Here is a 25,689-nt window from a genome sequence, read left to right on the forward strand (position 1 = left end):
AGCAGACTGGAGCGATATGCCCTAATTCACCGTCGATATTGAACGAAATTAGCCACGCTTCAACGAAATCGCTTGCCGAATCGCACTTCTGGCGCGTTTTCGGTCGCCAGCGGCGTCGTAGACGAGCCCGAGCCGCATAAACTCCTGCCACCCGGCCCCCGGGCCCTCGGCAGCCTCGCGGTACTTCGGGAATGCCGCGTCGGCGACCTCGCGCACCTCGGCCCTGGAGACCTCGACGTCGACGAGCTCTTCGGGGAGGTCGCCCGACTCCGCGAGCGCGTCCACGAGCTTCGTCGAGGTGAATCCGAACATGATCTCGCGGACGAGCGCCCACGCACCGATCACGGGAAAGACGAGCAACGCGACTCCCATGAGGATCGCGATGGGGTCCCCGGTGGCGAGCAGAGCGACCGCCTTGAAACCGGCGAACGCAAAGTAGAGCACGAGGAGCGTGCTCATCAGCGAGACGCCGAGCACCGCGCGGACGCGGGGGTTCACAGGTCCGCTCCGAGGCCCAGGACGCGGTTGAGCCCGACGGTCAGGCCCGCCGCGTCACGCACGGCTTCGAGCCCCGCCCGGATTCCGGCGACATAGCTCTCGCCCGAGATGGTGTCGTGCTGCACGGTGAGCACTTCCCCGGCCCCGCCGAACCTCACCTCCTGCTTCGCGACAACCCCCGCGAGCCTGAGGCTATGCACGGGGATCCCGGCGACGAGTTCGCCGCGGGCTCGCTGATCGGCATAGGGCGACTCCACCGGGCCGCGGCCCGCGCGCTCGCGCGCCTCGGCCATGAGCTCGGCGGTGCGCACGGCGGTGCCGGAGGGCGAATCGATCTTCCCCTGGTGATGCGCCTCGATGACCTCGATCGAGTCGAAGTACGGCGCGGCGATCTGGGCGAGCGCGGTTCCGAGCACGGATCCGAGCGAGAAGTTTGGCACGACGATGACGCCCGCGCCTTCGACCTCCGTCACGAGATCGGTGAGACCGGCGATGCGTTCGGACGACCAGCCGCTCGTCCCGACGAGGACCTTCTGCCCGCGCCGCACCGCGCGCTCGACGAGCCCCGGCGAGGCCTCGGGTGTCGTGACGTCAACGAAGATCTGCGCGTCCGCGCCGTCCGCGTCCCCGCTCCGGCTCGACAGCCGTGCGACAAGCTCGAACTCGGGGTGGCTGTCGACCACTTCACAGATCAACGTGCCGAGCCGCCCTGACGCCCCGGCAACCGCAACACTCGTCACACTCGCACTCATGTTTCGAGTCTAGCGAGGCTCGGCTGGGGTAGCCTCGATGTATGACTGCTGCTCAGCGCCCTCAGGCGACGCTCCGCACTCTCGACGAGATCAAGACATACCTCGCAGAGTCCCCGCAACCGATCTTCTACCTCAGCCGAAGCGCGACGAACCTCCTGGGCGTCGACCGCGCGGTTGCGGGGTTCAGCTACATCACGCTGAGCGACAGCTGGGACGGCAAGAACCCGCGATGCTTCTCTCCGAGCAACGTTCCGAAGCTTGAGCCGCGCGGCAACATCAATGTCGTCAACTGGCTGCTGCAGAACGACCAGGTGCAGGCACACATCCGCACGCGCACTCCGGCCGGTTACACCCCGCAGATCGCGATCGCGATGTTCGATGAGGAGTCGGAGCGGCTCTGCGCCGAGCTCGGGTACGAGCTCATCATGCCGTCGATCAAGCTGCGGAAGCGCCTTGATTCGAAGATCGTCACGACCGAGCTCGGCAATGAGGCGGGGACCTTCAGCGTGCCGAACATTCTCACGACGATTTCCGGTTGGGACGATCTCCGCGCCCAGGCGGAGCAGCACAACCTCGGCGAAAACCTGGTGATCCAGCTGCCGTATGGCGACTCCGGCCGCACCACGTACTTCGTCTCATCGCGCGCGGACTTTGACCGCATCGCTGGCGAGATCTCGGGCGCTGGCGCCTCGGCGCCGACGATCAAGGTGATGCGCTACATCAACCACCAGCCGCTCGCGACCGAGGCAGTCATCACGAGCGCGGGTACCGTCGTCGGTCCCGTACTCCGTGAGATCACGGGCCACCCCGAGCTCACGCGCTATAAGGGCGGCTGGGCCGGCAGCGAGATGTACCCCTCGCTCGTGAGCGAGGAGACGCGCGCCCGAGTCTCGGACGTCGTCCGGCGTTTCTGCGACCGGCTCGCGCAGGAGGGCTACCGCGGCATCCTCGAGGTGAGCACGCTGCTCGACACCGACACCGGCGAGGTCTACCTCGGCGAACTCAACCCGCGCATCAGCGGTTCATCGTCGCACTCGAACCTGCAGGGGCTTTCGACGGCGCCCGGCTCGACGGAAACCCACCCGGCACTGCCGCTCTTCGCGTTCCACGTGCTCGAGCACTCGGGGGCCGATTTCACGCTTGACCTCGACGAGATTCACGCCGAGAGTAGCGCGGCCGTCGCTGGCCAGACCTGGAGCACGCTCGTGATCCAGCACCAGCGCCCGCAGACTGAGCGCACGACCGTGGCGCCCCGCACCGGCCGTTACCGGGTCGGCGCGGGTGGGTCGCTTGAGTTTGTCTCCCCCGACATCGACTGGCAGGAGATCTCCGAGCCGAACGACGCGTTCTGGTTCCGGAGCAGCGGCCCCGGCGAGATCGTGTCGCAGGGCGTCGACATCGGCATGCTGATTACGCGCCGCCGCTCGCAGGAGGAGCATTACGCGCTCACCGAGGGCACGAAGCAGCTCATCCCGTCGATCCTCGGCAAGTACGAGGGCAAGAAGGTTCCGACGATCCAGCGCTACTGGCGCGCGGGTCTCCGCCGCCTCCGCGGCGAGTAATTCGGGGCGGCGTACCCGTCGGCGCCGCGACCAGCCCCTTGGGGTGGTCGGGGCGCCGACGTCGTTAGCGGGTGATCTTGCCGGTGTCGCCGACGGCGACCACGGTCAAGGGCGCGTTCGCGAAGTGCGTCGCGACGGCCTTGATCTCGTCGGCGGTCACCGCTTCGAACCGCTCGAGGGAGGTGTCGAGGTCATAGAACTCCCCGGCGCCGAGCTCGGCACGTGCGAGGCGCCCCATGCGGGTCTCGGTGTCCTCGAGCGCGAGGGCCGACGATCCTGCGATCTGCCCGAGCGAGCGCTCGAATTCCTCATCGGTGATGCCGTCTGCCGCGATCTTGGCGAGCTCCTGCTTGCTGAGCTCGATCACCTGCGCGGTCTTCTCGGGCGCGCTGCCGGCGAAGATTCCGAACAGGCCGGCATCTGAGTAGCTGGCGCCGAACGAATAGGTCGTGTACGCGAGCCCGCGCTTCTCGCGGATCTCCTGGAACAGGCGGCTCGACATACCGCCGCCGAGGACGGAGTTCATCATGCCGAACGCGAAGCGGCGCGGGTCTCCCGCGACGAACCCCGGCGCGCCGAGCAACAGGTTGATCTGCTCGCTTGGGCGCTCGACGGTGACGAAGCTCTCCCCCGCCGTGCGGGTATCGAGGGGTTCCAGGCCGCCGCGCTCCCGGCGCTCAGGGACTCCGGCGCGGTCGGTGTGCCACCGCTCTTCGTGGGATGCGTTGAGCGCGGTGAGCACCATCTCGACGAGCCTGTCGTGGTCCACTGCGCCGGCGGCGGTGACGACGAGCGTCGACGGATCATAGCGGTCACGGTAGTGGCGGTCCACGTCGTCGCGCTTGGCCGCGCGGATCGTGTCGGGGTTGCCGCCGATCGGGCGCCCGAGCGGGTGGTCTTTCAGCACTTCCTCGAAGAAGCGCTCGCTCGCGACGTCGCCGAGGTCGTCGGCGGCCATGGCGAGCTCCTCGAGGATCACGCCCCGCTCCATCTCAAACTCGTCGGCGTCGAGCACCGAGTTCGTGACCATGTCGGCGAGCGAGCCGACCGCGTGCTCGAAGTCCGCGTCGCGCACCTTCGCGTAGTAGCAGGTGTATTCCTTGGCGGTGAGCGCGTTGTGCTCGGCACCGATGCGGTCGAAGCTTGTGGCGATCTCGTAGGCGTCCTGGCTCGGCGTGCCCTTGAAGAGCAGGTGCTCGAGGAAGTGCGTCGAGCCGAGGCTGCCTGGCGCGTCCGTGCGCTCCGCCTGCTCGTCGCGCGAGCCGACGCCAACCCAGAAGCCAACTGTCGCCGAGCGCGCGGCCGGCATGTGCTCGGTCAGGATGCGCAGCCCGCTGGGGTGCACCGTCCGTCGGATCGTTCCGCCGCCAAGCTCAACGGAGAGTTCGGGCAGGTCGAGGGGAAACAGAATGGGTTCGCGCATCACACCAGACTAGCCCGCCGCGGCGGGGAAACCGGTCAGTGCGTCGCGGCGGCACGCGCAACGCTGACGCGCGCCGATCAGGATCAGTTCCCAGGAGCCAGCTCGTCGGCCACGCCGGCCCGCTTCGCGGCTTCGACGAGGCGGAGCATCGACTCGTGGATCCCGGTGAGCTCCTCGACTGTCATGCCGAGTCTGCGCGCCATCTCCGCTGGGACGGCGACCGCCTGCTCGCGCAGCGCCTCACCAGCGTCGGTGAGGGTGATCTCGAGCTTGCGTTCGTCGCTCGTGCTCCGCACGCGCGCGACGAGCCCCTCGCGTTCGAGGCGCTTGACGAGCGGCGAGAGCGTCGACGGTTCCTGGCTGAGCAGCTGGGCGAGGCCGTTGAGCGAGAGCTGCCGGTGCTCCCAGAGCGCGAGCATGACGAGGTACTGCGGGTGCGTGATGCCGAGCGGGTCGAGGACGGGCTTGTACGCCCCAATCACACTTCGCGACGCGACAGAGAGTGCGAAGCACACCTGACGCTCCAGTAGCAGCGGGTCCACGTCATTCATGCTCTCATTGTCGCGCATTTCCCTGGGCTCGCCTATACTTAATTCGCATCGCATTCATTAGCGCACAAATCATTAGTGAGGTAAGTTATGTCTCTCGGCGAATCCGCCCCCGAGAAGCCGGCACAGGAACGCCTGTTCGAGCCGAGCCCGACGCCCCGCATGCCGTTCTCCGAGGTGCTGCTCGTCGTCCTCGCCATGGTGCTCGTCTTCGGCGGGTTCTACATGATGGCCCTCGCGTTCAGCATGCACGAGTGGGCGTTCTGGCTGTTCGGCGGCGGCATCGTCGTCGACGCAATCGGGTTCTGGATCGCGTTCGGGCTCATCCCCAGCCGCGACAAGTAACACCACCCCGGCGCCGCACCCCCCTGCGGCGCCTCCCAACAGCACGGCGCCCGCCGCTTCCCTCTCGGGAGCGACGGGCGCCGTGTGTGTGAAGCGATTACTACTCGGCGTCAGCCTCAGCTGCGGCCTCGGCCGGAGCGTCGGCAGCTGCCTCCTCGATGACGGGCTCGAGCGAGAGCTTGCCGCGATCGTCGACCTTCGTGATCTTCACGAGGATCTTCTGGCCGATCGAGAGCACCTCGTCAACCGACTCGATGCGCTTTCCGCCGACGAGCTTGCGCACCTCGGAGATGTGCAGCAGGCCGTCCTTGCCCGGGAGCAGCGAGACGAACGCGCCGAACGCAGCGTTCTTCACGACCGTACCGAGGTACTGCTCGCCAACCTCGGGGTTCTGCGGGTTCGCGATCGCGTTGACCTGCAGGCGGGCAGCCTCGGCCGACGGGCCATCGACAGCGCCGATGTAGACGGTTCCGTCGTCGTCGATCGAGATGTCGGCGCCGGTCTCGTCCTGGATACCGTTGATCGTCTTGCCCTTGGGGCCGATGAGCTCACCGATCTTGTCGACCGGGATCTGCACGCTGATGACGCGGGGCGCGGTGGGCGCCATCTCGTCGGGAGCGTCGATCGCCTGATCCATGACGTCGAGGATCGCGGTGCGGGCCTCCTTCGCCTGCGCGAGCGCGCCGACGAGCACGTCCGACGGAATGCCGTCGAGCTTGGTGTCGAGCTGCAGCGCGGTGATGAACTCCGAGGTGCCTGCGACCTTGAAGTCCATGTCGCCGAGCGCGTCCTCAGCACCGAGGATGTCGGTGAGGGTCGCGTACTGCGTCTCGCCGTTCACGGTGTCAGACACGAGGCCCATCGCGATGCCCGCGACGGCCGCGCGGAGCGGCACGCCAGCGTTGAGCAGCGACAGGGTCGATGCGCAGACCGAACCCATCGAGGTCGAGCCGTTCGAGCCGAGCGCCTCGGACACCTGGCGGATCGCGTAGGGGAACTCGTCGCGCGCGGGAAGCACGGGAACGAGCGCGCGCTCAGCGAGGAAGCCGTGGCCGATCTCGCGGCGCTTCGGGCTGCCAACGCGGCCGGTCTCACCGGTCGAGTACGGCGGGAAGTTGTAGTGGTGCATGTAGCGCTTGCTCGTGATGGGCGAGAGCGAGTCGATCTGCTGCTCCATCTTGAGCATGTTCAGCGTGGTGACGCCCATGATCTGGGTCTCACCGCGCTGGAAGATCGCCGAGCCGTGCACGCGCGGGATGACCTGCACCTCTGCGTCGAGCGCGCGGATGTCGCGCAGCCCACGGCCGTCGATGCGAGCACCCTCGGTGAGGATCCGCCCGCGGACGATCTTCTTCGTGACCGACTTGTAGGCACCCGAAACCTGGCCGTCTGCCTCGGCGGGGAGCTCCCCTGCCTCAACCTTGGCCGCGATCTGCTCCTTCACGCGCGCCTTCAGTGCGTCGTCCGCGTCCTGGCGCTCCTGCTTGTCAGCGATCTGGTAGATGCCAGCGAGCTCAGTCTCAGCGAGCGCCTCAACCGCAGCGTAGACCTCGTCGGAGTACGGCAGGAAGACCGGGTACTCCTGGACCTCCTTGGCCGACTGCGCGGCGAGCTGCTCCTGCGCCTTGACGAGCTGGGTGAGGAACGGCTTTGCCGCCTCGAGGCCCTGCGCGACGACTGCCTCGTCCGGGCGGGTTGCGCCGCCCTTGATGAGGTTCCACGAATCCTCGGTTGCCTCAGCCTCGACCATCATGATCGCGACATCCTCGGTGCCGTCAGCCTTGGTGACAACGCGGCCGGCGACCATGAGGTCGAAGACGGCGTCCTTCAGCTGCTCGACGTTCGGGAACGCGACCCACTGGTCACCGATGAGCGCGAGGCGCACGCCGGCAATCGGGCCCGAGAACGGCAGACCCGAGATCTGGGTCGACATCGACGCGGCGTTGATCGCGAGCGCGTCGTAGAACTCGCCCGGCGCGATCGACAGCACGGTCACGACGATCTGCACCTCGTTGCGGAGGCCGTCGACGAACGACGGGCGCAGCGGGCGGTCGATGAGACGGCAGACGAGGATCGCCTCGGTCGAGGGGCGCCCCTCGCGACGGAAGAACGAACCGGGGATCTTGCCGGCAGCGTACGAGCGCTCCTCGACGTCCACGGTGAGCGGGAAGAAGTCGAAGTGATCCTTCGGCTGCTTCGAGGCGCTCGTTGCCGAGAGGAGCATGGTCTCCTCGTCGAGGTACGCGGCGACCGCGCCCTGCGCCTGCTGTGCGAGGCGGCCTGCCTCGAAGCGGATGGTGCGCTTGCCGAACTTACCGTTGTCGAGAACGGCCTCGGCGAACTTGATTTCAGGACCCTCCACGGGTACTCCTTACATACGTGAGCGCGCGGGGGCAGTCCGGAAGCGCTGCTGCGCTAACGCGGTGCGATCCGGAGCTGATGTTCAGTAGACGACCGCCCTGGAGATTACTCAGAGAGATCCACCACCGAAGACCAGCCCACCCACCGACGGGCTCGATTCAACATTGACGCGGGGTGATACCCGCATGGCCAGGATAGCATCGGCCCCCTCAGAACGGGCGGAGGATCCCTCGCCGATACACTCGCCGTATGCCTCGATCACGAACTCGGCTCCGGGCGCTCGCCCTCCCGCTGTGCGTGGCAGCTCCGATCGGCGTCGCCGTCGCCCTGAACACGGCCGTTCGGCCGCGCATCGCAGAGCGACTCGGGGGCACGCGCATCACGCACCGCACGACGTTCAAGAGCGCGGACGGCTGGTGGGAGTTCGGCGCTGGGGTTCGCGCAGCGCACCCGGCAGCCACGCGGTTTCTCGAGCTCTCCGATGGCGCGATCGTGATGATCGGGGTGGCGGTGGCGGCGCTCGCCTGCGCGGCGCTCCTCGCGAGCGACCGCCGCACACGGTCCGAGAAACGCGCGAGGGCCCGGTCGGATACATCCGACCGAGCCCCTCGCCGTGAGTAAGTTAGGCGTCGACGACGATCGCGCGCGCCGACTCCGCACCGATCGACTCGGCGAGCGAGTCGACGAGATCCTCAGCGAGCGGGGAATCGATCGTCAGCACCGAGAGCGCCATGCCGCGCTTCTCGTCGCGCGCGATCTGCATGCTCGCGATGTTGATGCCGGCGTCGCCGAGCTTCCCACCGAGCGTCGCGACGATGCCCGGGCGGTCGGTGTAGCTCAGCACGAGCAGGTGCTCGGTGAGCGGCAGCTCGACGTCGTAGCCGTTGACCTCGATGAGCTTCTCGATCTGCTTCGGCCCGGTCAGCGTGCCCGAGACGGACAGCTGCGTGCCGTCGGTGAGCGAGCCGCGGATCGTGATGATGTTGCGGAAGCTCTCGGCGACGGCGTCGGTCGAGAAGCGCACCTCGACGTTGCGCTGCTCGGCGAGCAGCGGAGCGTTCACGTACGACACGGGATCGGAGACGATCTTCGAGAAGATGCCCTTGAGCGCCGCGAGGCGGAGCGCCTCGACGCGATGCTCCGCGAGCTCGCCGTGGACCTCGATGTCGATCGACGCGAGCGCACCGGCGGCGAGCCCAGCGAACACCTGGCCCAGCTTCTCGGTGAGCGGCAGGCCCGGGCGAACGTACTCGTCGATGCCAGCGCCGGCGACGTTCACCGCGTCGGGCACGAGGTCGCCAGCGAGCGCGAGGCGCACTGACTTCGCGACCGCGACCCCTGCCTTCTCCTGCGCCTCGGCCGTCGAGGCACCGAGGTGCGGGGTGACGTTCACGTTCGGCAGGCCGGTGAGCGAGTTGTCGACCGGGGGCTCCTGCACGAAGACGTCGAGCGCCGCCCCCGCGATCTCGCCTGCGGCGAGCGCTTCGGCGAGCGCCCCCTCGTCGATGAGCCCGCCGCGCGCGACGTTGACGACGTACGCGGTCGACTTCATCGCCTTCAGCTGCTCGGCGCCGATCATGCCGAGCGTCTCGGGCGTGCGCGGCATGTGGATCGTCAGGAAGTCCGCACGCTCGACGAGCTCCTCGAGCGAGACGAGCTGCACCCCGAGCTGCTGCGCGCGGGGCGCCGTCACGTACGGATCGAACGCGATGAGCTCGACGCCGAAGGGGCGGAGTCGTTCGGCGACGAGCGCGCCGATGCGGCCGAGCCCGATGATCCCGATTGTCTTCTCGTACAGCTCGGTGCCGGTGTAGGAGGAGCGCTTCCATTCGCCCGCCGAGAGCGAGCCGTGGGCGCGGGGCAGGTGGCGCGCGAGCCCGAGGATGTGCGCGACGGTGAGCTCAGCGGCGCTGATGATGTTCGACGTCGGGGCGTTCACGACCATGACGCCGGCCTGCGTAGCGGCCTTGATGTCAACGTTGTCGAGGCCGACGCCTGCGCGGGCGATGACCTTGAGGTTGGGACCCCAGCCGATCGCCTCACTATCGAGCTGCGTGGCCGATCGCACGAGCACCGCGTCGGCGGTGGCGAGCGCCGATCGGAGCGCGTCACGGTCGGTACCGTCGACGTTCTGCACGTCGAAGTCGGGGCCGAGCGCGGCGATAGTGGCGGACGAAAGTTCTTCGGCGATCAGCACGACCGGCTTTGTCACGAGTGGTTCCTTCGGCATAGTTGAAGCGTCACATGTTGAGGCGCAAGAGCGCGGATCCCCAGTCTACTGCTCGAATATGCGCGCGCTTTCACGTGTGGCGCCGCGTGACGCTCGGCTCGCGCGCCACGCCGCCGGCCCCGCGCGCAATTTCTCGCCGTCGCACCGCCGCTCACGCTTACGATGGTGTCGTGTCTCTCAGCCTCCGCAAGCTCCTCCAGAACCCGTCGCTCCATCTCAACCTGATCGTTGGCGGCGAGGAGGGCACGACTGACGAGCAGGCGCTCGACCGGGACTTCGAGTGGCTGCACGCGACGGACATGGTCGATCCGACGCCGTTCCTGGGGCCGGCCGAGGTGATCCTCACCCTCGGCTGGCAGTTCCCCGTGACGGAGGCCGCCGACCCCGCGATCCCCGAGGTGCGGGTCTCCCCCGCCCGGCTCGACCGGGTCTATGAGGACTACGTCGCCCTCGTCGCCGCCCACGGCGTGATCGGGATCGGGTTCGGGAGCGACGTGCTCCACCGCGGCGTGCCGCACCCGCTCGCTCAGGCGTGCCGGCGGCACGGCCTCATCCTGTTCGAGGTGCCATACGAGATCTCGTTCATGGACATTCTGCAGGAGGCTTCACGCGTGCTGCAGCGCGACCAGACCGAGCGCTACGGCCGTTCCCTGCGCGCGCAGAAGGCAATCGCGAACGCCGCGACGCGGCGCGACGGGCTCAGCGCGACGCTGCGCGAGACTGCCAGGCAGTTGGGGTGCGGCGTCGCACTCTACGACCCGCTCGGCCATCCGGTGATCGTGATCGACGCTCCCGACGGGAGGCGCCTCTCGGAGCCGAAGCTCACCGCGATCGTGCAGGAGACGCTCGCGGGCGGCCAGCGCTTCCGGTCGGCGCAGGTCACCACCGAGGTCGAAGCGATCCTGCAGCTGCTCGGGGAGCCTGGCGAGCCCAGCGGGATGCTCGTGCTCACGCTGAGCCAGGCCTTCGACGATGTCTCACGCAACGTGCTATCGAGCGTGCTCGCGCTCGTGAGCGTCTCCCTCGAGCAGAACCAGGCGCTCGAGCGGCTGCACTCGACGCTGCGCGATGCGCTGCTGCAGCTGGTGCTCTCGGGCAACGTCGGCGTCACCTCCCACATCGTTGAGAGCGTCTGGCGGCCGCTCCCCCAGGTCCCCCTCGTGACTGTCATCGGGGTGCCGCGCGATGTCGAGACGGCGCGGGTCCTTCCGGCGCTCGAGGCGCTGCAGCTCCAGGAGGATCTCGGGATCTTCTTCGCCCAGTACCGCGGCGATCTTGCGGTGCTCGCACACGAACGCGACGCCGATCGGGTCATCGCCCATCTCGAGACGTTCCCGCTCACGCTTGGGAGGTCACGCTGTGACCGCTGGGAGGGCCTCGCGCTGGCGCTTGACGAGGCCAAGAAGGCCGCCGAGTTCGGCATGCGGCGGGAGTCTGCCGGCGTGACCGCGTTCCCCGACATCTGGCGCGAGGGTGTCTCCGACCTCATCGATTCGTCGGAGGCTGCGCACGTCGCTCGCAGGCTGCTCGGGCCCGTCACCGCGCACGATGCCGAACACGGCGCCGAGCTCCTCACGACGCTCCGCGTCTGGCTCGGCCACCACGGGCGCCCCCTGCCAGCCGCCAGGGAGCTCGGCGTGCACAGGCACACGCTTGGAGTGCGCCTGCAGCAGATCTCGGTGCTGACGGGAACCGATCTCGAGGATTTCCAGGTTCGGGCGGAGCTCGCGCTCGCGCTGCGCTACCTGCAGGGCTGATCCCGGTCGGCGAACCGTCGACATTTCGGCAGCTCATTCGACACTTTGCCAACGGCTGCGCAGCCGGATAGGCGACAATGCGGCGATTTGGCCGCACAACATGCGCAAACTGTCGAATGCGCGCGCGTCGCTGATTCCGCATGCTTGAGTGTGGCCGCCATCGGCCCCACCGCAAAGGAGCGATGAATGACAAAACTCAAGCGAAGTCTCGGCTTCGGCGCCGCCTACGCGGCATCAACAGGACTCGTGGTGTCCGGCACCGCGATGGTCTCCCTCGGCAACGGGTTCGGCACGGGCGGGCTCGCGTTCGCGATCCCCGCCTTCATCGGCCTCATCATCATCACGATGGTCGCGATCTCCTACGGCGAGCTCGCGTCGATGCTGCCCGGCGGCGGCATGGTCGGCGAGTACACGCTGCCCGCGCTCGGCCGGCTCCCCGCGATCCTCGCGGTACTCGGCGGATACCTCGTGCTTGTCTCCGCCGACGGCGGCACCCAGCTCATGGTCGCCGGAGACTCGTTCGAAAGCCTCACCGGCTTCCCCGCCGCGGCATTCTCCTTCATCCTGCTCGCGATCCTGCTCGTCCTGAACATCTCGGGCGTCGACATCTTCGCGCGCGTACAGATCCCCGTCGTCTTCGGCCTCATGGGCATCCTCGCGATCATGGGGCTCGCCGGCGTGTTCGGCTTCACGAGCCAGACCCCCGTCGACAATCCCGTACTCAACACCGACTGGGGCACACTCGCCTCGATGGGCGCCGTCGCGATCTGGCTCTACATCGGCATGGAGTTCGTTGCTCCGCTCGCCGAGGAGGTCAAGAAGCCGTGGAAGACGATCCCGGCAGCGATGATCGTCGGCGTCTGCACCATCTTCGTCGTCGATGTGCTCTTCGGGTGGGGCGCGACGCGCTTCGCCGACCTCGCCGAGATGGCAAGCTCGTCGATCCCGCACGTCGTCGGCGCGACCGCAATCTTCGGCGCCGCCGGCGGCGTCATCATGACCGTCGTCACGATCCTCGCGTCGTTCTCGACAGGCAACTCCTACCTCGCGGCGATCCCGCGCATGCTCTACGGCCTCGCCAACGAGGGCCTGCTGCCGAAGTGGCTAGCCAAGGTGAGCCGACGCACGCGCGTGCCGTGGGCCGGGATGCTCGTCACCGCGGCGTGCATGGCGTCCGTGCTGCTGTACTCGACGTTCGCGGAGGGCGGGATCGAGCTGATCCTGAACCTCATCAGCATCGCCTGCACGACCTGGCTGTTCAGCTACATCATCGCGCAGATCGACGTGATCGTGCTCCGCAAGCGCTACCCGAACGCGCGGCGCCCCTTCAAGACGCCGTTCTACCCGCTGCCGCAGATCCTCGGCATCGCGTCGTGCGTCTACCTCATCGTGTTCATCGTCCCAGACATGAGCCAGCGCATCGTCATCTGGTCGAGCGCGGCCATCATCCTCGGCGCGATCGCACTGTTCGCCGTGATCTGGCTGAAGCGCAACCGGCTCCCGCTCTTCACCCCGACCGATCTCACGCACACGCAGAACAACATCGTCGTGCGCTCGGAGAGCCTCGACGACGACGAGTTCGACTCCCCGCTCGCCGCCCCCGCCGCGCTACAGCGCGAGACCGACGGCGACGTGCGATGACGACCGCACGCGTGCGCAAGCACCCGCTCGCGGGGTCGGGGCCGATCGTCGATCGGGCCAGGGCAGCCCTCGCGCGAACCGCGACCGAGTTCGGCGAGGTCATCGCCAGCGACCAGACAACTGTCACGGCCCGCACCGCGGACGGCGTCGACGTCACGCTGAGCTACGAGGGAGGCAACTTCGTGTTCTCGCGGGTCTACAACCTCACGCTCTCGGTCGCCCTTCCGGCCGAGTCCGACGTGCCGACCGGGCTGAAGCTCTCGCACCGCGCCCGGAGCGGCCCGCAGTTCGTGCGGGCGGCCGCTGCGGCAGGCGGCGCGCTCGCCTCGCGACTCGCGGCGCTGCACCGTTCCGTCGGCGACAAGCTGCGCGGCGTCGACCTCGTCGCCGCGACGGTGTCGGGCCCGCGCACCTCGCGCACGCTCACGCTCACCCCGATGGGCGGCTCCTACGTGTGGGTGCTCATTCCGCCGGTGTTTAAGGCAACGGCGTTCCCCGCAGGCGAGCCCGAGCGACTGCTCGACATCGTCCGCGCGCTCCGCAACTGGTCCCCCCTCTCAGTCTGATTCACTCGAAAGGATCACCATGATCACCATGAACGCGGCCGTCTTCGTCGGCCCGAACGAGCCCCTCGAGCTCCGCGAGCTCACGATCCCCTCGGAGCCCGGCCCGCAGGAGGTGCTCGTGCGGCTCGCAGCGTCGGGCGTCTGCCACTCCGACCTGCACGCGCTCGACGGCGACTGGGAGACCCCGGCGCCGCTCGTGCTCGGCCACGAGGGCGCGGGAGTCGTCGTCGCCGTCGGATCCGAGGTGACCGGGCTCGAAGCCGACGACCACGTGATCCTCTCGTGGACGCCCTCCTGCCAGAAGTGCGAGTTCTGCGTCTCGGGCCGCCCCGTGCTGTGCCAGCTCGCGAACGAAACGGCCTACCAGCATGTCTTCTTCGACGGCAAGCCACGCCTGCGTGACGGCGACGAAGACGTGCGGAGCTTCCTCGCGGTCGGCTCGTTCGGCGAGTACGCGATGGTGCCGGCGTCGGCGGCGATCAAGATCCGTCGGGACGCCCCGCTCGCGCAGGCCGCCCTCGTCGGGTGCGCCGTGACCACCGGCATCGGCGCCGTCACGAACACGGCCGGCGTCGAGCCAGGCAGCACCGTGCTCGTGGTCGGCTGCGGCGGCGTCGGGCTGAACGTCGTGCAGGGCGCCCGCCTCGCCGGCGCCAAGCAGATCATCGTCGCGGACGTGAGCGCCGAAAAGCTCGAGCTCGGGCGAACCTTCGGCGCGACGCACACCATCAACAGCCGCGAGGTCGACCTCGTCGAGACCGTCATGGCGCTCACCGACGGGCGCGGCGTCGACTACGCGTTCGAGGCGATCGGCCTGCCCTTTACAATCGAAGCCTGCTACGAGGCGATCCGCCGCGGCGGCACGGCCGTCGTCGTCGGCCAGGTGGCGGACGGCGTGAAGATCTCGATCGACCCGTTTGTCATGAGCGACCAGGAGAAGCGCCTGATCGGCTCAAACTACGGGTCGAGCCGGCAATCGATCGACTTCCCAAAGATCATCGACCTCTACATGGAGGGCCGAGTCGACCTTGACTCCATGGTGACTGACCGCATTCCGCTCAGCGGCGTGAACGAGGCGTTCGCCGAGATGCGCAAGGGCCGCGGCATTCGCACGGTCATCGAGTACGACGCCTAGGGGCCCGGGCTCCCGGTTGGCCACGACCCGGCCGAAACCGCACGCACCCTCCGAGACCGCACGGCTTTCACTTAGAAAGCAGGCGGTCTCGGAGGGTGCGTGCGGTTTGGTGCGTCAGCGGCCAGGCGCGGCGGCCCAGGCGCGGCAGCCCAGGCGCGGCAGCCCAGGCGCGGCGGCCCAGGCGCGGCGGTCCATGCGCTAGGAGATGAGGTGCATGATCTCGAGCTGCACCGCAGCCGCGACGCACAGCCCGGTCGCGAGCAGCAACACGCGCACCCACGCCGGCCGGCCGCGGGCGACGATGAGTGACACGATCAGCGCGCCAATCGGCACGAAGATGGCAAGCCCGAGCAGCGTCCACGGCAGCGGCCCGAGCGCCTCACCCAGGAAGGTCGACATCCCCATGAGGTTCCCAATGCCCGCGACGACGGCGTACGCGTAGAGGGCAAGGATCACCACGGCCGCGACCCATGCAGAAACAAGCTTCGCGTTCACAGGGCGGCTCCGCTCAGAAAGACCATCGGCAGTGGGAAGGTGACGACGAGCCCGATGACGAGTGCGAGCACGAGCTTGCGAGTCTGCGTGCGTGCGAGGACCAGGGCCGAGATGAACCAGAACACGGGCGCGAGCGGGGCGATCCAGAACACGATCTGCTGGAGCACGCCGCCCATCGAGCCGCTGCCTGCGGCGACGGCCGCGTTCACGTCGGCGTAGTACTGGGCCCAGCTCATCCACACCCACGCGTAGAGCATGAACAGGCCGCCAGAGAGCCCGAGCAGCACGACGGTGAGGTTGCTCATCTGCTTCGGCCTCGCGTCGGGCTCGCTCGCGTCGTCCGCGTCGCCCCGCTCAGACGCCGTCGCGGCGGGGATGACCGGTTCGACCGGTTCTGGGATACTCGGGGCCGCTTCGACGGTCCACCCGCTTTGCAGGGCGCTCTCGCGCTCCTCGCCACTTCCGGTTCGCATGCCTTCAATGTTATCGAGCTTCGGCGCCCGCCTTCTGGGAACCGCACCCATCGCCGAAGTACTTCGCCCGCAAACCTTCAAGCCGTGTGCACCGGCATTAACTTCACCCCGCAAATCCGTTGCAAATTCGTCATCGGCGAAACGCCGCCACCGGGCTACACTTAAAGCGACTTCATAGAAATGTCGACAAAGGAATAGCACCACCGTGGTTGAACCCAAAAAGAATGCGTCCGGCAAGGCCGCGGCATCAGCAGAGTCCCCAGCAGCAGCGTCCTGGACGCCGACCGCAACCGCAAAGGCGAAGGCGACCCAGTTCAGGTGGATCGCCGCGATCCTCTGGGCAATCGCCATCGCGCTTGAGGCCGTCTCGATTTTCTGGCTGCTGCGTCAGCGCGAGTTCGTCGGCGAGGACGGCACCCTCGTCCGCAACCAGGACACGGGCCTGCTCGAGCAGCAGAATGCGACCGCGGTGTTCCCACAGTGGGCGTTCGTCACGCTGATCATCGCCCTCGTAGTCATCGCGGCGCTCGCAATCACCGGCTCGGTGCTGTGGAAGAAGGCGAACCGACTCGACCCCGCGCGCCAGTCCGAGACCGTGAAGTTCTTCGTACAGAACCAGCTGGGCGCGATCATCGCGATCATCGCGTTCCTCCCGCTCATCATCCTGATCTTCACGAACAAGGACATGGACGGCAAGCAGAAGGGCATCGCCGGCGCGATCGGCATCGTGCTCGCGCTCGCCGCAACGGCCCTCGGCATCGACTACAACCCGGCATCGGTCGAGAAGTACGACGCAGACCAGTCGACAGTCATCCATCTGCTCGGCCAGGACGAGGTCGTCTGGGTCGACGGCGGCTCGGTCTACCACGTGTGCGAGAACGTCTCCGACATTCAGACAGGCTCCGACAAGCGCACCGGCACGACCGCCGAGGCCGTCGAGGCCGGCAAGCAGCGCCTCACCCTGAAGTTCGCGAGCGAGCTGCAGAAGTGCGGCCTGAACGTTCCCGAGAACGCGTCCGATATCGAGGCCGCGCTCAAGGAGATTCAGGGCGGCGCGACCGACGTCACGCTCCCGGCCCCCGAGTGGGCGAACCCGAGCGACGCGCCGATCGTCATCGAGAACGCTCCCGCAGCATAGTCTCGAACGCATAGACGCCGCGTGGCCTCGGGGATTCCCGGGGCCACGCGGCGTTTTAGGATGGACAGATGACCGCGCACCGTTTCGACCTCGCCACGATCGGCGCCGGCCTTCCCGTCGCGCAGGCAGCGGCAGAAATCGAGGCGGCGCTCGCGACGGGTGCGGCAGTCATCACCGCCCCGCCAGGCACGGGCAAGACGACCTTCGTGCCGGCGCTCGCCGCGAACGTCGTCGCGCGGCTCACGCCCGCGGGAGACAAGCCGCAGGTGACGCTCCTCAGCCAGCCGCGCAGGGTGGCGGTCCGGGCGGCGGCGCGGCGGCTCGCCGCCCTCGACGGGAGCCCGCTCGGCGGCCCGGTCGGCTTCACCGTGCGCGGCGAACGCAGCGTCGGCGACGACACCGTGGTCGAGGCGCTCACCCCGGGCGTGCTGCTTCGGCGGCTCCTGTCAGATCCGGCGCTGGACGGCGTCGGAGCGGTCATCCTTGACGAGGTCCACGAGCGCTCAGTCGACAGCGACATGCTGCTCGGGATGCTCGCCGAGGTCCGTGAGCTCAGACCAGAGCTCATCGTCGTCGCGATGTCGGCGACGCTCGATTCGACCGTTACCGCCGAGCACCTCGCGGCCGCGGTTGTCGACGTCCCGTCGCCGCTGCATCCGCTGTCCGTGGAGTACGCTCCCTCGCCGAGCCAGCGCCTCGATGACCGCGGGGTGAGCCGAGATTTCCTCGCGCACGTCGCCGATCTCGCCGTCGCGGAGCAGGCCGCCTCGGGCAGCGACGCGCTCGTGTTCCTCCCGGGCGCGTGGGAGGTCGACGAGGTCGTCCGGCTCGCCCGTGGCCGGGCCGCAGATCTCGGATCGGGCACGGTCGAGATCCTTCCGCTGCACGGCAGGCTCCCCGCACGCGATCAGGATCGGGCCGTCTCCGGCCGGCTCCCCCACGACGCCCCGCGAATCATCGTGAGCACCGCGCTCGCCGAGAGCTCGCTCACGGTGCCAGGTCTCCGGCTCGTCATCGATGCAGGCCTCTCCCGCGAGGCCCGGCGGGACCAGGCGCGAGACATGACCGGCCTCGTGACCGTGAGCGCGTCGCGCGCGAGCGCCGAACAGCGGGCGGGTCGAGCCGCGCGCGAGGGCGCGGGCCGGGCGATCCGCGCGTACTCGGAGACGGATTTCGCCCGCATGCCGGCGGCTGTGACTCCCGAGATCCTGTCTGCCGATCTCACCGACGCCGCGCTGCTGCTCGCCGCCTGGGGCACCCCGGGTGCCGCGGGCCTGCGCCTGACAACGCCGCCGCCGCGGGCCGCGATGGCACGGGCGCTGGAAACGCTCCGGACGCTCGAACTGACCGACGCGAACGACCGGGTCACGGCGCTCGGATCGCGGGTCGCGAGTCTCCCGTTCGGCGTGCGCGAGGCCCGCGCACTGCTCGCGGGGGTGCACGACGTCCGCGATCCTGATCGCGTTGGCGAGACCGTCGCCGCGTTCTCCGGTGACTATCGCGCGAGCGACGCCGATCTCGCGGGCCTCTTGCGTGGCCTCCGCAGCGGGCGCCAGCCGGGCGCGGACCGCTGGCGCCGGGAAGCGAAGCGCCTCGCGAGGATCGCGGCCGACGAACTGCGCGGCTCCCGTGAGACGCCCGGTGGCGCGGCCTCGGACGGAGCAAGCGCCGGTCGCATCACCGCGCTCGCCCGGCCCGAGTGGATCGCCAGGCGGACGGGCGAGCACTCCCGCAGCTACCTGTTCGCGAGCGGCACCCGCGCCGCGCTCCCCGACGGCAGCCCGCTCGTTGCCTCCGAGTGGATCGCGGTGCGCGAGGTGCAGCGCGCCGAGGGGCGAGCGGCGGACGGCACCGGCGCAGTGATCCGCCTCGCCGCCGCGATGACCGCGGAGGACGCCGCGGAGATCGGTGGAACGCTGCGGTCGCGCACGCGGGTCGCCAGGTTCGATGACGGCAGGGTGCGGGTGCGCGAGGAGGATCGGCTCGGCGCGATCCTGCTGTCGGCGAGCCCCGCGTCGCCCCGCCCCGAGGACGCCGGCCCCGCGTTCGCCGCCCACCTGCAGGAGGCCGGACTCGCGGCGCTCACCTGGACTGACGCGGCCCGGCACCTGCGCGCCCGGCTCGCGCTCCTGCATCGCGAGCTCGGCGAGCCCTGGCCGGACGTCACGGACCGGGCGCTCCTCGACACCATCACAGACTGGCTCGGCCCCGACCTCGCAAGGTTAAGCCCGAAGGCGTCGCTCGCGGCCCTTGACGTCACCGGTGGGCTCCGCAGGCTGCTCCCCTGGCCGGAAGCCGTGCGGCTCGACGAGCTCGCGCCCGAGCGTCTCCCCGTCCCGTCGGGCTCCACTGTTGCCATCGACTACGCGGAGGCGCTCGACGGCGACGGCCGCCCGATCGTCGCAGTGAAGCTCCAGGAGGTCTTCGGACTCGGAGACACTCCCCGACTCGTCGGCGGGCGCGTGCCCGTGCTGTTTCACCTGCTCTCCCCCGCACGCCGGCCGCTCGCGGTGACCGGCGACCTCGCCTCCTTCTGGAACGGCCCCTATCAAGACGTGCGTCGCGAGATGCGGGGCAAATACCCGAAGCATCCGTGGCCGGAGGACCCGTGGGCTGCCGAGGCGACCGCACGCACGAAGCGGGCCATGGGGCGCTGAGCCCCGTCACAGCACACAGCCCCGGGAAGCGATGCTTCCCGGGGCTGTGTTCGTCAGCCGTTCGGCCGCGTCGTACTTAGCGCGCTGCGCTGCCGTCGACGTAGTCCGAGTCCTGCTGCTGCCATGCGAAGAGCTTGCGGAGCTCGACGCCGGTCTTCTCGATCGGGTGCGACTCCTCCTTCTCGCGGAGCGCGGTGAACTCGGGTGCGCCCGCGTCCTGGTCCTCGATGAAGCGCTTCGCGAACGCGCCGTCCTGGATGTCCTTGAGGACGCCCTGCATGCGCTCCTTCACGCCTGCGTCGATGACGCGGGGGCCCGAAACGTAGTCGCCGAACTCAGCGGTGTCCGAGATCGACCAGCGCTGCTTGGCGATGCCGCCCTCCCACATCAGGTCGACAATGAGCTTGAGCTCGTGAAGCACCTCGAAGTACGCGATCTCGGGCTGGTAGCCAGCCTCGGTGAGCACCTCGAAGCCTGCCTGCACGAGGTGGCTGGTGCCACCGCAGAGCACAGCCTGCTCGCCGAAGAGATCGGTCTCGGTCTCCTCGGTGAAGGTCGTCTTGATGACGCCCGCGCGGGTGCCGCCGATTGCCTTCGCGTACGACTTCGCCGTCTCCCACGCGGTGCCCGACGCGTCGACCTCGACTGCAATGATGTCGGGGATGCCGCGGCCGGCCTCGAACTCGCGGCGCACGGTGTGGCCGGGAGCCTTCGGGGCGACGAGGATGACGTCGACGCCAGCCGGGGCCTCGATGTAGCCGTAGCGGATGTTGAAGCCGTGAGCGAAGGCAAGCGTCTTGCCCTCGGTCATGTGCTGAGCGACGTGATCGTTGTAGATGCCACGCTGGTGCTGGTCGGGCGCGAGCAGCATGATGACGTCAGCCCACTCTGCCGCGTCTGCCACGTTCTTCACCGCGAAGCCAGCCTCTTCGGCCTTCTGGATCGACTTAGAGCCGTCCTTCAGCGCAATGACGACCTCGACGCCCGAGTCGCGGAGGTTCATCGCGTGCGCGTGTCCCTGCGAGCCGTATCCGACGATGGCAACCTTCTTGCCCTGAATGATCGACAGGTCTGCATCGCTGTCGTAGTACATTTCAGCCACTGGCCGTTCTCCTTTGTTGTGTGGTGTATGAAACTGTGAAATCTGGTGCAGCCCCGGGCGACGCCGGGACCGCGCGGCTAAACCTTGAAGACGCGCTCGGAAATCGACTTCGAGCCGCGGCCCATAGCGATGAGGCCCGACTGTGCGATCTCCTTGATCCCGTACGGCTCAAGCACGCGCAGGAATGCCTCGATCTTGCCGGAGTCGCCCGTCACCTCGATCGTGAGCGCCTCGGGCACGACGTCAACGACGCGTGCCCGGAACAGGCTCACGGCTTCGAGCACGTGCGACCGCGTCTGGTTGTCGGCGCGCACCTTGATGAGCACGTGTTCGCGCTGCACCGAGTTGCTCGCGTCGAGCTCCACGATCTTGATGACGTTGACGAGCTTGTTCAGCTGCTTGGTGACCTGCTCGAGCAGCACCTCGTCTTCGTCGACGACGACGGTGATCCGCGAGAGGCCGTCCATCTCCGTCGGACCGACGGCGAGCGACTCGATGTTGAAGCCGCGCCGAGCGAACAGCCCTGCGACGCGGGTCAGCAGGCCAGGCTTGTCCTCGACGAGGAGGCTGAGTACGTGACGAGCCATGATTACTCTTCCTCCCACTCGGGGGCTTGCTCAAGGACATACTGAATGTCACTGTTCGACGTGCCCTGGCGGACCATCGGCCACACCATCGCGTCGGCGCTCACGACGAAGTCGATCACCACAGGACGATCGTTGGTCTCAAGCGCGAGCTTGATCGCGGCGTCGATCTCGTCTTCCTTCTCCACGCGGATCGCGAGGCAGCCGTACGCTTCGCCAAGCTTCACGAAGTCGGGCACGCGCTGCGACCCGTGGCCCGTGTTCAGCTCGGTGTTCGAGTAGCGGCCGTCATAGATGAGGGTCTGCCACTGGCGCACCATGCCAAGCGAGGAGTTGTTGATGACCGCGACCTTGATCGGGATGTTGTTCACGACGCAGGTCGCGAGCTCCTGATTGGTCATCTGGAAGCAGCCGTCGCCGTCGATCGCCCAGACCGTGCGCTCGGGCTCGGCGACCTTCGCGCCCATGGCGGCTGGGACTGCGTAGCCCATCGTGCCGGCGCCGCCGGAGTTCAGCCAGGCGTTCGGGCGCTCGTACTTGATGAACTGAGCGGCCCACATCTGGTGCTGGCCAACGCCCGCCGCGTAGATCGCCTCGGGGCCGGTGAGCTCGCCGATCCGCTGGATGACGTGCTGCGGCGACAGCAGGCCGTCGCTCGTCTCGGCGTACCCGAGCGGGTAGGTCTCCTGCAGGCCGCGCAGGCGGTCCCACCAGGCGGTCGTATCCGCGAAATCGCGCCCGAGCTTCGCGGTCGACACCGCGGCGATGAGGTCGGAGATGACATCTGCAGCGTCGCCAACGATCGGCACATCTGCCGCGCGAATCTTGCCGATCTCGGCGGGATCGATGTCGGCGTGGATGACCTTCGCATCGGGTGCGAACAGCGCCGCCTTGCCAGTCACCCGGTCGTCAAAGCGCGCGCCGAGCGTGATGAGGAGGTCGGACTCCTGCAGCGCGAGCACCGCCGGAACGGTGCCGTGCATGCCGGGCATCCCGAGATGCTGCGGGTGCGAGTCGGGGAACACGCCGCGCGCCATCAGCGTGGTGACGACGGGGGCGCCAACGAGCTCTGCGAGCTGCTTGAGCTCCTCGGCCGCGCCGGCGCGGCCCACGCCGCCGCCGACGTAGAACACGGGGCGCTGCGCCTCCGCGATGAGCTCGGCCGCGGCCTGGATCTGCTTGCTGTTCGCCTTCGTGATCGGGCGGTAGCCGGGCAGCTCGACGCGCGGGTCCCAGACGAAGTCGACCTCGCCCTCCTGCGCGTCCTTCGTGATGTCGACGAGCACGGGGCCGGGGCGTCCGGTCGACGCAAGGTGGTACGCGGCGGCGATCGCGGCCGGCACCTCCTCCGCAGTCTTCACGAGGAAGGAGTGCTTGGTGATGGGCATCGTGATGCCCATGATGTCGGCCTCCTGGAACGCGTCGGTGCCCATCAGGTGCGAGAACACCTGGCCGGTGATCGCAAGCAGCGGCACCGAATCCATGTACGCGTCGGCGATGGCGGTGACGAGGTTCGTCGCGCCGGGGCCCGACGTTGCGATTGCGACGCCGACCTTGCCGGACGCTGCGGCATAGCCCTCCGCGGCATGGCCGCCGCCCTGCTCGTGGCGCACGAGGACGTGACGGAGGTGCTCATCCCCCATCAACGTGTCGTAGAGCGGGAGGACGGCGCCGCCGGGGAGACCGAAGACATCGGTGACCCCAAGCGCGTCAAGGCTGCGGACTACAGCCATCGCGCCGGTCATGCGTTCGCCGCGGGCAGGCGGCTCCCCTGTTTGACGTTGAATAGCGTTCGACTCGAGGGTCATTCTTTGCTTTCTTACGGTGGTGGATGAGCGCGGACCATAGACGACCCGGCGCAAGACGAGTGTGGGAACTAGCCGGTGATGGCACCCTCAGATGCCGAATGCACGAGCTTCGCGTACTTTGCGAGCACTCCTCGCGTATAGCGCGGAGGAAGCGGGGCCCAGTTCGCACGTCGGGCCTCAAGCTCAGCGGGGTCTACCAGCAGATCGAGCGTCTGTGCCGCGATGTCAACCCGAATCAGGTCACCGTCGTGCACGAGCGCCACTGGGCCTCCATCCGAGGCCTCAGGCGCGATGTGGCCGATACACAGGCCGGTTGTGCCGCCCGAGAATCTGCCGTCCGTCAATAGTAGTACATCTTTTCCGAGGCCCGCGCCCTTGATCGCGCCAGTAATCGCAAGCATCTCGCGCATGCCCGGGCCGCCCTTGGGGCCCTCGTAGCGAATGACGACGATGTCGCCCTTGCCGATCTTGCCCTCGGTGAGCGCGTCCATCGCGGCGCGCTCACGCTCGAACACCCGCGCCGGGCCTTCGAAGACGTCGGCGTCAAATCCCGCGGTCTTCACCACGGCGCCCTCGGGAGCAAGCGTGCCGTGCAGGATCGTCAGGCCGCCGGTTGCGTGAATCGGGTCGTCGAGGTGGTGGATGACCTTGCCGTCGATGGGGTCTGGGTTGAGTTCCGCGAGGTTCTCGGCCATGGTCTTACCGGTGACCGTGAGCGCATCGCCGTGCAGCAGGCCCGCGTCGAGCAGGGCCTTCAGCACGACGGGGACGCCGCCCTGACGGTCGATATCGGCCATGACGTACTGACCGAACGGCTTCATGTCGGCGAGGTGCGGGACCTTCGCGCCGATGCGGTTGAAGTCCGCGAGCGTGAGGTCGACCTCGGCCTCGCGCGCAATCGCGAGCAGGTGCAGCACCGCGTTCGTTGACCCGCCGTAGGCCATGAGGAGCGTGATCGCGTTCTCGAACGCTTTCTTCGTGAGGATGTCGCGCGCGGTGATGCCCTTGGCGATCATGTTCACGACGGCCTCGCCCGAGCGATGCGCGAAGTAGTCGCGGCGGCGATCGTACGAGGGCGGAGCCGCCGACCCCGGAAGGCTCATACCGAGCGCTTCTGCGATCGACGCCATCGTGTTCGCGGTATACATGCCGCCGCACGCGCCCTCGCCCGGAACGATCGCGCACTCGATGCGCTTCAGGTCCTCTTCGCTCATCGTGCCGGCCTTGCAGGCGCCGACGGCCTCGAAGGCGTCGATGATCGTGACTTCCTTCTCCGTACCGTCGGTGAGCTTCACCCAACCGGGCGCAACGGATCCCGCGTAGAGGAAGACCGACGCGAGATCGAGCCTGGCGGCAGCCATGAGCATGCCCGGCAGCGACTTGTCACAACCGGCGAGCAGCACGGAGCCGTCGAGCCGCTCCGCCATCATCACGGTCTCGACGGAGTCCGCGATGACCTCGCGCGACACGAGCGAGAAGTGCATGCCCTCGTGACCCATCGAGATGCCGTCGGACACGGACACCGTGCCGAACTGCAGGGGGTATCCCCCGCCGGAGTGCACGCCCTCCTTGGCGCCCTGCGCGAGCCTGTCGAGGCTGAGATTGCACGGGGTGATCTCGTTCCACGAGCTCGCGATCCCGATCTGGGGCTTGTCCCAGTCTTCGTCCCCCATACCGACAGCGCGAAGCATGCCGCGCGCTGCGGCCTTTTCGATACCGTCGGTAACGTCGCGACTGCGCGGCTTCATATCGATAGTTGACTTCTCTGCCATGAACTCATCCTACGCCCTGGCAGATTCCCGAAGCGGGACGTACAACGAAAGCGGGCGCCCGGGGTGAACCCCCGGGCGCCCGCTTTCGTGACGGCGTTGCTCGGCTACTTCCCGAGTGCCGGCAGCACCGTGAACGGAAGCGCAAAGCCGATCGTCGTGAGGACGAGCCCGCCGATGAACAGGAAGAGTTCGTTGCTTGCACCGATCGCCGGGTTGAAGCCGTAGCTTGCGAGCACGATGCCACCCATCGAGAGCACAAACGAAAGAATAAAGACGATTGCGGTGACAGCGCTCACCGAGCCCTGTGAGCTCTCCTCGAACAGACCCTCGCTCTGCTTTGCCATGTCTTCTCAATTCCTCCGTGGTGTGGTGATGAAGCGCAGTCCTGCGCGATACCCCCAGCGTATCCTAGACGCGCGGCGAAGCCCACCGCCCAGCCTGCAGCCGTTAGGGTGGAATCGAACGCCCACACGGCGATCCACCCGTTTATCGTCATCCCGCAGAGGAGGTGCCGCATGGCTCGGCAGCGTATCGAGGTCGGTAAGTACCTCACGAATATCGGCGTCCTTGGCGCAGCGGCAGGCGTCGTCTCAACGGCTCGCCGCACGAGCACGATGCCCCACGACTGGCGTCGGTTCATCGTCTGGGGCGTCTGGGCAGCTGGCCTCGTGCTCGCGATCTCGAGCGTCGCCATGCAGGAGCGGGACGAGGAGTATGGCGTGGAGTAGCCCACGCCGGTCCGCAAACATCTCCTTGCCTTTCGGGCGCAAGGTGCGATAGTTTTCAGCGGTTAGGTGTGTCGGGAAGTCTGGTCGACGTCATGTTCGAGCAACCCCACACAC

Annotated in this window: 23 protein-coding genes; 10 read left to right on the forward strand and 13 right to left on the reverse strand. The window is 68.0% G+C overall.

Going from position 1 to position 25,689, the window contains the following annotated elements; translation table 11 throughout:
• Positions 1 to 48: 48 nt before the first annotated feature.
• Positions 49 to 498 (reverse strand): hypothetical protein, encoded by a 450-nt coding sequence (locus BJ960_RS10755; RefSeq protein WP_121072961.1) that lies wholly within the window; start codon positions 496 to 498, stop codon positions 49 to 51.
• A complete protein-coding gene (dapB, locus tag BJ960_RS10760; RefSeq protein WP_185987285.1) occupies positions 495 to 1,250 on the reverse strand; it encodes a 4-hydroxy-tetrahydrodipicolinate reductase in 756 nt (251 codons plus the stop codon). The genes BJ960_RS10755 and dapB overlap by 4 nt, the downstream gene beginning before the upstream one ends.
• 41 nt (positions 1,251 to 1,291) lie before the next feature.
• Between dapB and BJ960_RS10765 the strand changes: the two genes are divergently transcribed.
• Positions 1,292 to 2,812 carry a biotin carboxylase gene (locus tag BJ960_RS10765; RefSeq protein WP_185987286.1) on the forward strand — a complete coding sequence of 507 codons (1,521 nt, stop codon included), beginning with the start codon at positions 1,292 to 1,294 and terminating at the stop codon, positions 2,810 to 2,812.
• Positions 2,813 to 2,876: 64 nt separating this feature from the next.
• Here BJ960_RS10765 and BJ960_RS10770 read toward each other — a convergent pair whose 3' ends face one another.
• Both BJ960_RS10770 and BJ960_RS10775 read right to left on the reverse strand, forming a co-directional pair.
• Positions 2,877 to 4,235, reverse strand: coding sequence for a M16 family metallopeptidase (locus tag BJ960_RS10770; protein ID WP_185987287.1), 1,359 nt, complete (start codon positions 4,233 to 4,235; stop codon positions 2,877 to 2,879).
• 83 nt (positions 4,236 to 4,318) lie between these two features.
• Complete coding sequence (locus BJ960_RS10775) at positions 4,319 to 4,786, reverse strand: MarR family winged helix-turn-helix transcriptional regulator (protein WP_121072969.1); 468 nt, start codon at positions 4,784 to 4,786, stop codon at positions 4,319 to 4,321.
• Positions 4,787 to 4,873: 87 nt separating this feature from the next.
• Between BJ960_RS10775 and BJ960_RS10780 the strand changes: the two genes are divergently transcribed.
• Positions 4,874 to 5,128, forward strand: a complete 255-nt coding sequence (locus tag BJ960_RS10780; RefSeq protein WP_119279058.1) for a hypothetical protein — start codon at positions 4,874 to 4,876, stop codon at positions 5,126 to 5,128.
• 100 nt (positions 5,129 to 5,228) lie between these two features.
• On the opposite strand, the gene BJ960_RS10785 is transcribed toward BJ960_RS10780, so the two are convergent.
• The gene (locus BJ960_RS10785) at positions 5,229 to 7,490 is read right to left on the reverse strand and encodes a polyribonucleotide nucleotidyltransferase (protein ID WP_185987288.1); all 2,262 of its coding nucleotides are present in this window, start codon (positions 7,488 to 7,490) and stop codon (positions 5,229 to 5,231) included.
• Between the two features lie 248 nt (positions 7,491 to 7,738).
• Between BJ960_RS10785 and BJ960_RS10790 the strand changes: the two genes are divergently transcribed.
• On the forward strand, positions 7,739 to 8,110 hold the full coding sequence (locus tag BJ960_RS10790; RefSeq protein ID WP_185987289.1) for a hypothetical protein: 372 nt from the start codon (positions 7,739 to 7,741) through the stop codon (positions 8,108 to 8,110).
• A 1-nt stretch (position 8,111) separates the two neighbouring features.
• On the opposite strand, the gene serA is transcribed toward BJ960_RS10790, so the two are convergent.
• A complete protein-coding gene (gene serA / locus BJ960_RS10795) occupies positions 8,112 to 9,701 on the reverse strand; it encodes a phosphoglycerate dehydrogenase (protein WP_185988259.1) in 1,590 nt (529 codons plus the stop codon).
• 188 nt (positions 9,702 to 9,889) lie between these two features.
• Here serA and BJ960_RS10800 point away from each other — a divergent pair, with 188 nt between their 5' ends.
• The 4 genes from BJ960_RS10800 to BJ960_RS10815 all read left to right on the forward strand — a co-directional run bounded on the left by BJ960_RS10800 (position 9,890) and on the right by BJ960_RS10815 (position 14,818).
• A complete protein-coding gene (locus BJ960_RS10800; RefSeq protein WP_185987290.1) occupies positions 9,890 to 11,476 on the forward strand; it encodes a PucR family transcriptional regulator in 1,587 nt (528 codons plus the stop codon).
• 186 nt (positions 11,477 to 11,662) lie between these two features.
• A complete protein-coding gene (locus tag BJ960_RS10805; protein WP_185987291.1) occupies positions 11,663 to 13,117 on the forward strand; it encodes an APC family permease in 1,455 nt (484 codons plus the stop codon).
• Positions 13,114 to 13,683 (forward strand): DUF3156 family protein, encoded by a 570-nt coding sequence (locus BJ960_RS10810; RefSeq protein ID WP_185987292.1) that lies wholly within the window; start codon positions 13,114 to 13,116, stop codon positions 13,681 to 13,683. The genes BJ960_RS10805 and BJ960_RS10810 overlap by 4 nt, the downstream gene beginning before the upstream one ends.
• 19 nt (positions 13,684 to 13,702) lie before the next feature.
• On the forward strand, positions 13,703 to 14,818 hold the full coding sequence (locus tag BJ960_RS10815; protein WP_185987293.1) for a Zn-dependent alcohol dehydrogenase: 1,116 nt from the start codon (positions 13,703 to 13,705) through the stop codon (positions 14,816 to 14,818).
• Positions 14,819 to 15,016: 198 nt separating this feature from the next.
• Here BJ960_RS10815 and BJ960_RS10820 read toward each other — a convergent pair whose 3' ends face one another.
• Entirely contained in the window at positions 15,017 to 15,313 is a 297-nt protein-coding gene (locus BJ960_RS10820; RefSeq protein WP_185987294.1) for a hypothetical protein, read from the reverse strand.
• The gene (locus BJ960_RS10825) at positions 15,310 to 15,786 is read right to left on the reverse strand and encodes a hypothetical protein (protein ID WP_185987295.1); all 477 of its coding nucleotides are present in this window, start codon (positions 15,784 to 15,786) and stop codon (positions 15,310 to 15,312) included. Before BJ960_RS10825 ends, BJ960_RS10820 begins: the two co-directional genes overlap by 4 nt.
• 205 nt (positions 15,787 to 15,991) lie before the next feature.
• Here BJ960_RS10825 and BJ960_RS10830 point away from each other — a divergent pair, with 205 nt between their 5' ends.
• Both BJ960_RS10830 and hrpB read left to right on the forward strand, forming a co-directional pair.
• A complete protein-coding gene (locus BJ960_RS10830) occupies positions 15,992 to 16,924 on the forward strand; it encodes a hypothetical protein (RefSeq protein WP_185987296.1) in 933 nt (310 codons plus the stop codon).
• Between the two features lie 68 nt (positions 16,925 to 16,992).
• Positions 16,993 to 19,581 carry an ATP-dependent helicase HrpB gene (gene hrpB / locus BJ960_RS10835; protein ID WP_185987297.1) on the forward strand — a complete coding sequence of 863 codons (2,589 nt, stop codon included), beginning with the start codon at positions 16,993 to 16,995 and terminating at the stop codon, positions 19,579 to 19,581.
• Positions 19,582 to 19,657: 76 nt separating this feature from the next.
• On the opposite strand, the gene ilvC is transcribed toward hrpB, so the two are convergent.
• From ilvC to BJ960_RS10860, 5 genes are all read right to left on the reverse strand, one after another.
• A complete protein-coding gene (ilvC, locus tag BJ960_RS10840) occupies positions 19,658 to 20,674 on the reverse strand; it encodes a ketol-acid reductoisomerase (RefSeq protein WP_220663423.1) in 1,017 nt (338 codons plus the stop codon).
• An 86-nt stretch (positions 20,675 to 20,760) separates the two neighbouring features.
• Entirely contained in the window at positions 20,761 to 21,270 is a 510-nt protein-coding gene (ilvN, locus tag BJ960_RS10845) for an acetolactate synthase small subunit (RefSeq protein WP_119278899.1), read from the reverse strand.
• A gap of 2 nt (positions 21,271 to 21,272) precedes the next feature.
• Positions 21,273 to 23,129, reverse strand: coding sequence for an acetolactate synthase large subunit (locus BJ960_RS10850; protein WP_372430580.1), 1,857 nt, complete (start codon positions 23,127 to 23,129; stop codon positions 21,273 to 21,275).
• Positions 23,130 to 23,143: 14 nt separating this feature from the next.
• The gene (gene ilvD / locus BJ960_RS10855; RefSeq protein WP_185987298.1) at positions 23,144 to 24,847 is read right to left on the reverse strand and encodes a dihydroxy-acid dehydratase; all 1,704 of its coding nucleotides are present in this window, start codon (positions 24,845 to 24,847) and stop codon (positions 23,144 to 23,146) included.
• Between the two features lie 104 nt (positions 24,848 to 24,951).
• Positions 24,952 to 25,191, reverse strand: coding sequence for a hypothetical protein (locus tag BJ960_RS10860; RefSeq protein WP_121072995.1), 240 nt, complete (start codon positions 25,189 to 25,191; stop codon positions 24,952 to 24,954).
• Between the two features lie 171 nt (positions 25,192 to 25,362).
• Between BJ960_RS10860 and BJ960_RS10865 the strand changes: the two genes are divergently transcribed.
• Positions 25,363 to 25,575 carry a hypothetical protein gene (locus tag BJ960_RS10865; RefSeq protein ID WP_220663312.1) on the forward strand — a complete coding sequence of 71 codons (213 nt, stop codon included), beginning with the start codon at positions 25,363 to 25,365 and terminating at the stop codon, positions 25,573 to 25,575.
• The last annotated feature ends 114 nt before the right edge of the window (positions 25,576 to 25,689 follow it).

The organism is Leucobacter aridicollis (assembly GCF_013409595.1).
Lineage (GTDB): Bacteria > Actinomycetota > Actinomycetes > Actinomycetales > Microbacteriaceae > Leucobacter > Leucobacter aridicollis.

Coding starts and splice junctions, on each gene's coding strand:
- BJ960_RS10770 (WP_185987287.1), bottom strand. CDS start 4,235: ATGCGCGAACCCATTCTGTTTCCCCTCGACCTGCCCGAACTCTCCGTT.
- ilvD (WP_185987298.1), bottom strand. CDS start 24,847: ATGGCAGAGAAGTCAACTATCGATATGAAGCCGCGCAGTCGCGACGTT.
- BJ960_RS10865 (WP_220663312.1), top strand. CDS start 25,363: ATGGCTCGGCAGCGTATCGAGGTCGGTAAGTACCTCACGAATATCGGC.
- BJ960_RS10825 (WP_185987295.1), bottom strand. CDS start 15,786: ATGCGAACCGGAAGTGGCGAGGAGCGCGAGAGCGCCCTGCAAAGCGGG.
- BJ960_RS10780 (WP_119279058.1), top strand. CDS start 4,874: ATGTCTCTCGGCGAATCCGCCCCCGAGAAGCCGGCACAGGAACGCCTG.
- BJ960_RS10775 (WP_121072969.1), bottom strand. CDS start 4,786: ATGAATGACGTGGACCCGCTGCTACTGGAGCGTCAGGTGTGCTTCGCA.
- ilvN (WP_119278899.1), bottom strand. CDS start 21,270: ATGGCTCGTCACGTACTCAGCCTCCTCGTCGAGGACAAGCCTGGCCTG.
- BJ960_RS10765 (WP_185987286.1), top strand. CDS start 1,292: ATGACTGCTGCTCAGCGCCCTCAGGCGACGCTCCGCACTCTCGACGAG.
- hrpB (WP_185987297.1), top strand. CDS start 16,993: ATGACCGCGCACCGTTTCGACCTCGCCACGATCGGCGCCGGCCTTCCC.
- BJ960_RS10860 (WP_121072995.1), bottom strand. CDS start 25,191: ATGGCAAAGCAGAGCGAGGGTCTGTTCGAGGAGAGCTCACAGGGCTCG.
- BJ960_RS10810 (WP_185987292.1), top strand. CDS start 13,114: ATGACGACCGCACGCGTGCGCAAGCACCCGCTCGCGGGGTCGGGGCCG.
- BJ960_RS10815 (WP_185987293.1), top strand. CDS start 13,703: ATGATCACCATGAACGCGGCCGTCTTCGTCGGCCCGAACGAGCCCCTC.
- BJ960_RS10790 (WP_185987289.1), top strand. CDS start 7,739: ATGCCTCGATCACGAACTCGGCTCCGGGCGCTCGCCCTCCCGCTGTGC.
- dapB (WP_185987285.1), bottom strand. CDS start 1,250: ATGAGTGCGAGTGTGACGAGTGTTGCGGTTGCCGGGGCGTCAGGGCGG.
- ilvC (WP_220663423.1), bottom strand. CDS start 20,674: ATGTACTACGACAGCGATGCAGACCTGTCGATCATTCAGGGCAAGAAG.
- BJ960_RS10805 (WP_185987291.1), top strand. CDS start 11,663: ATGACAAAACTCAAGCGAAGTCTCGGCTTCGGCGCCGCCTACGCGGCA.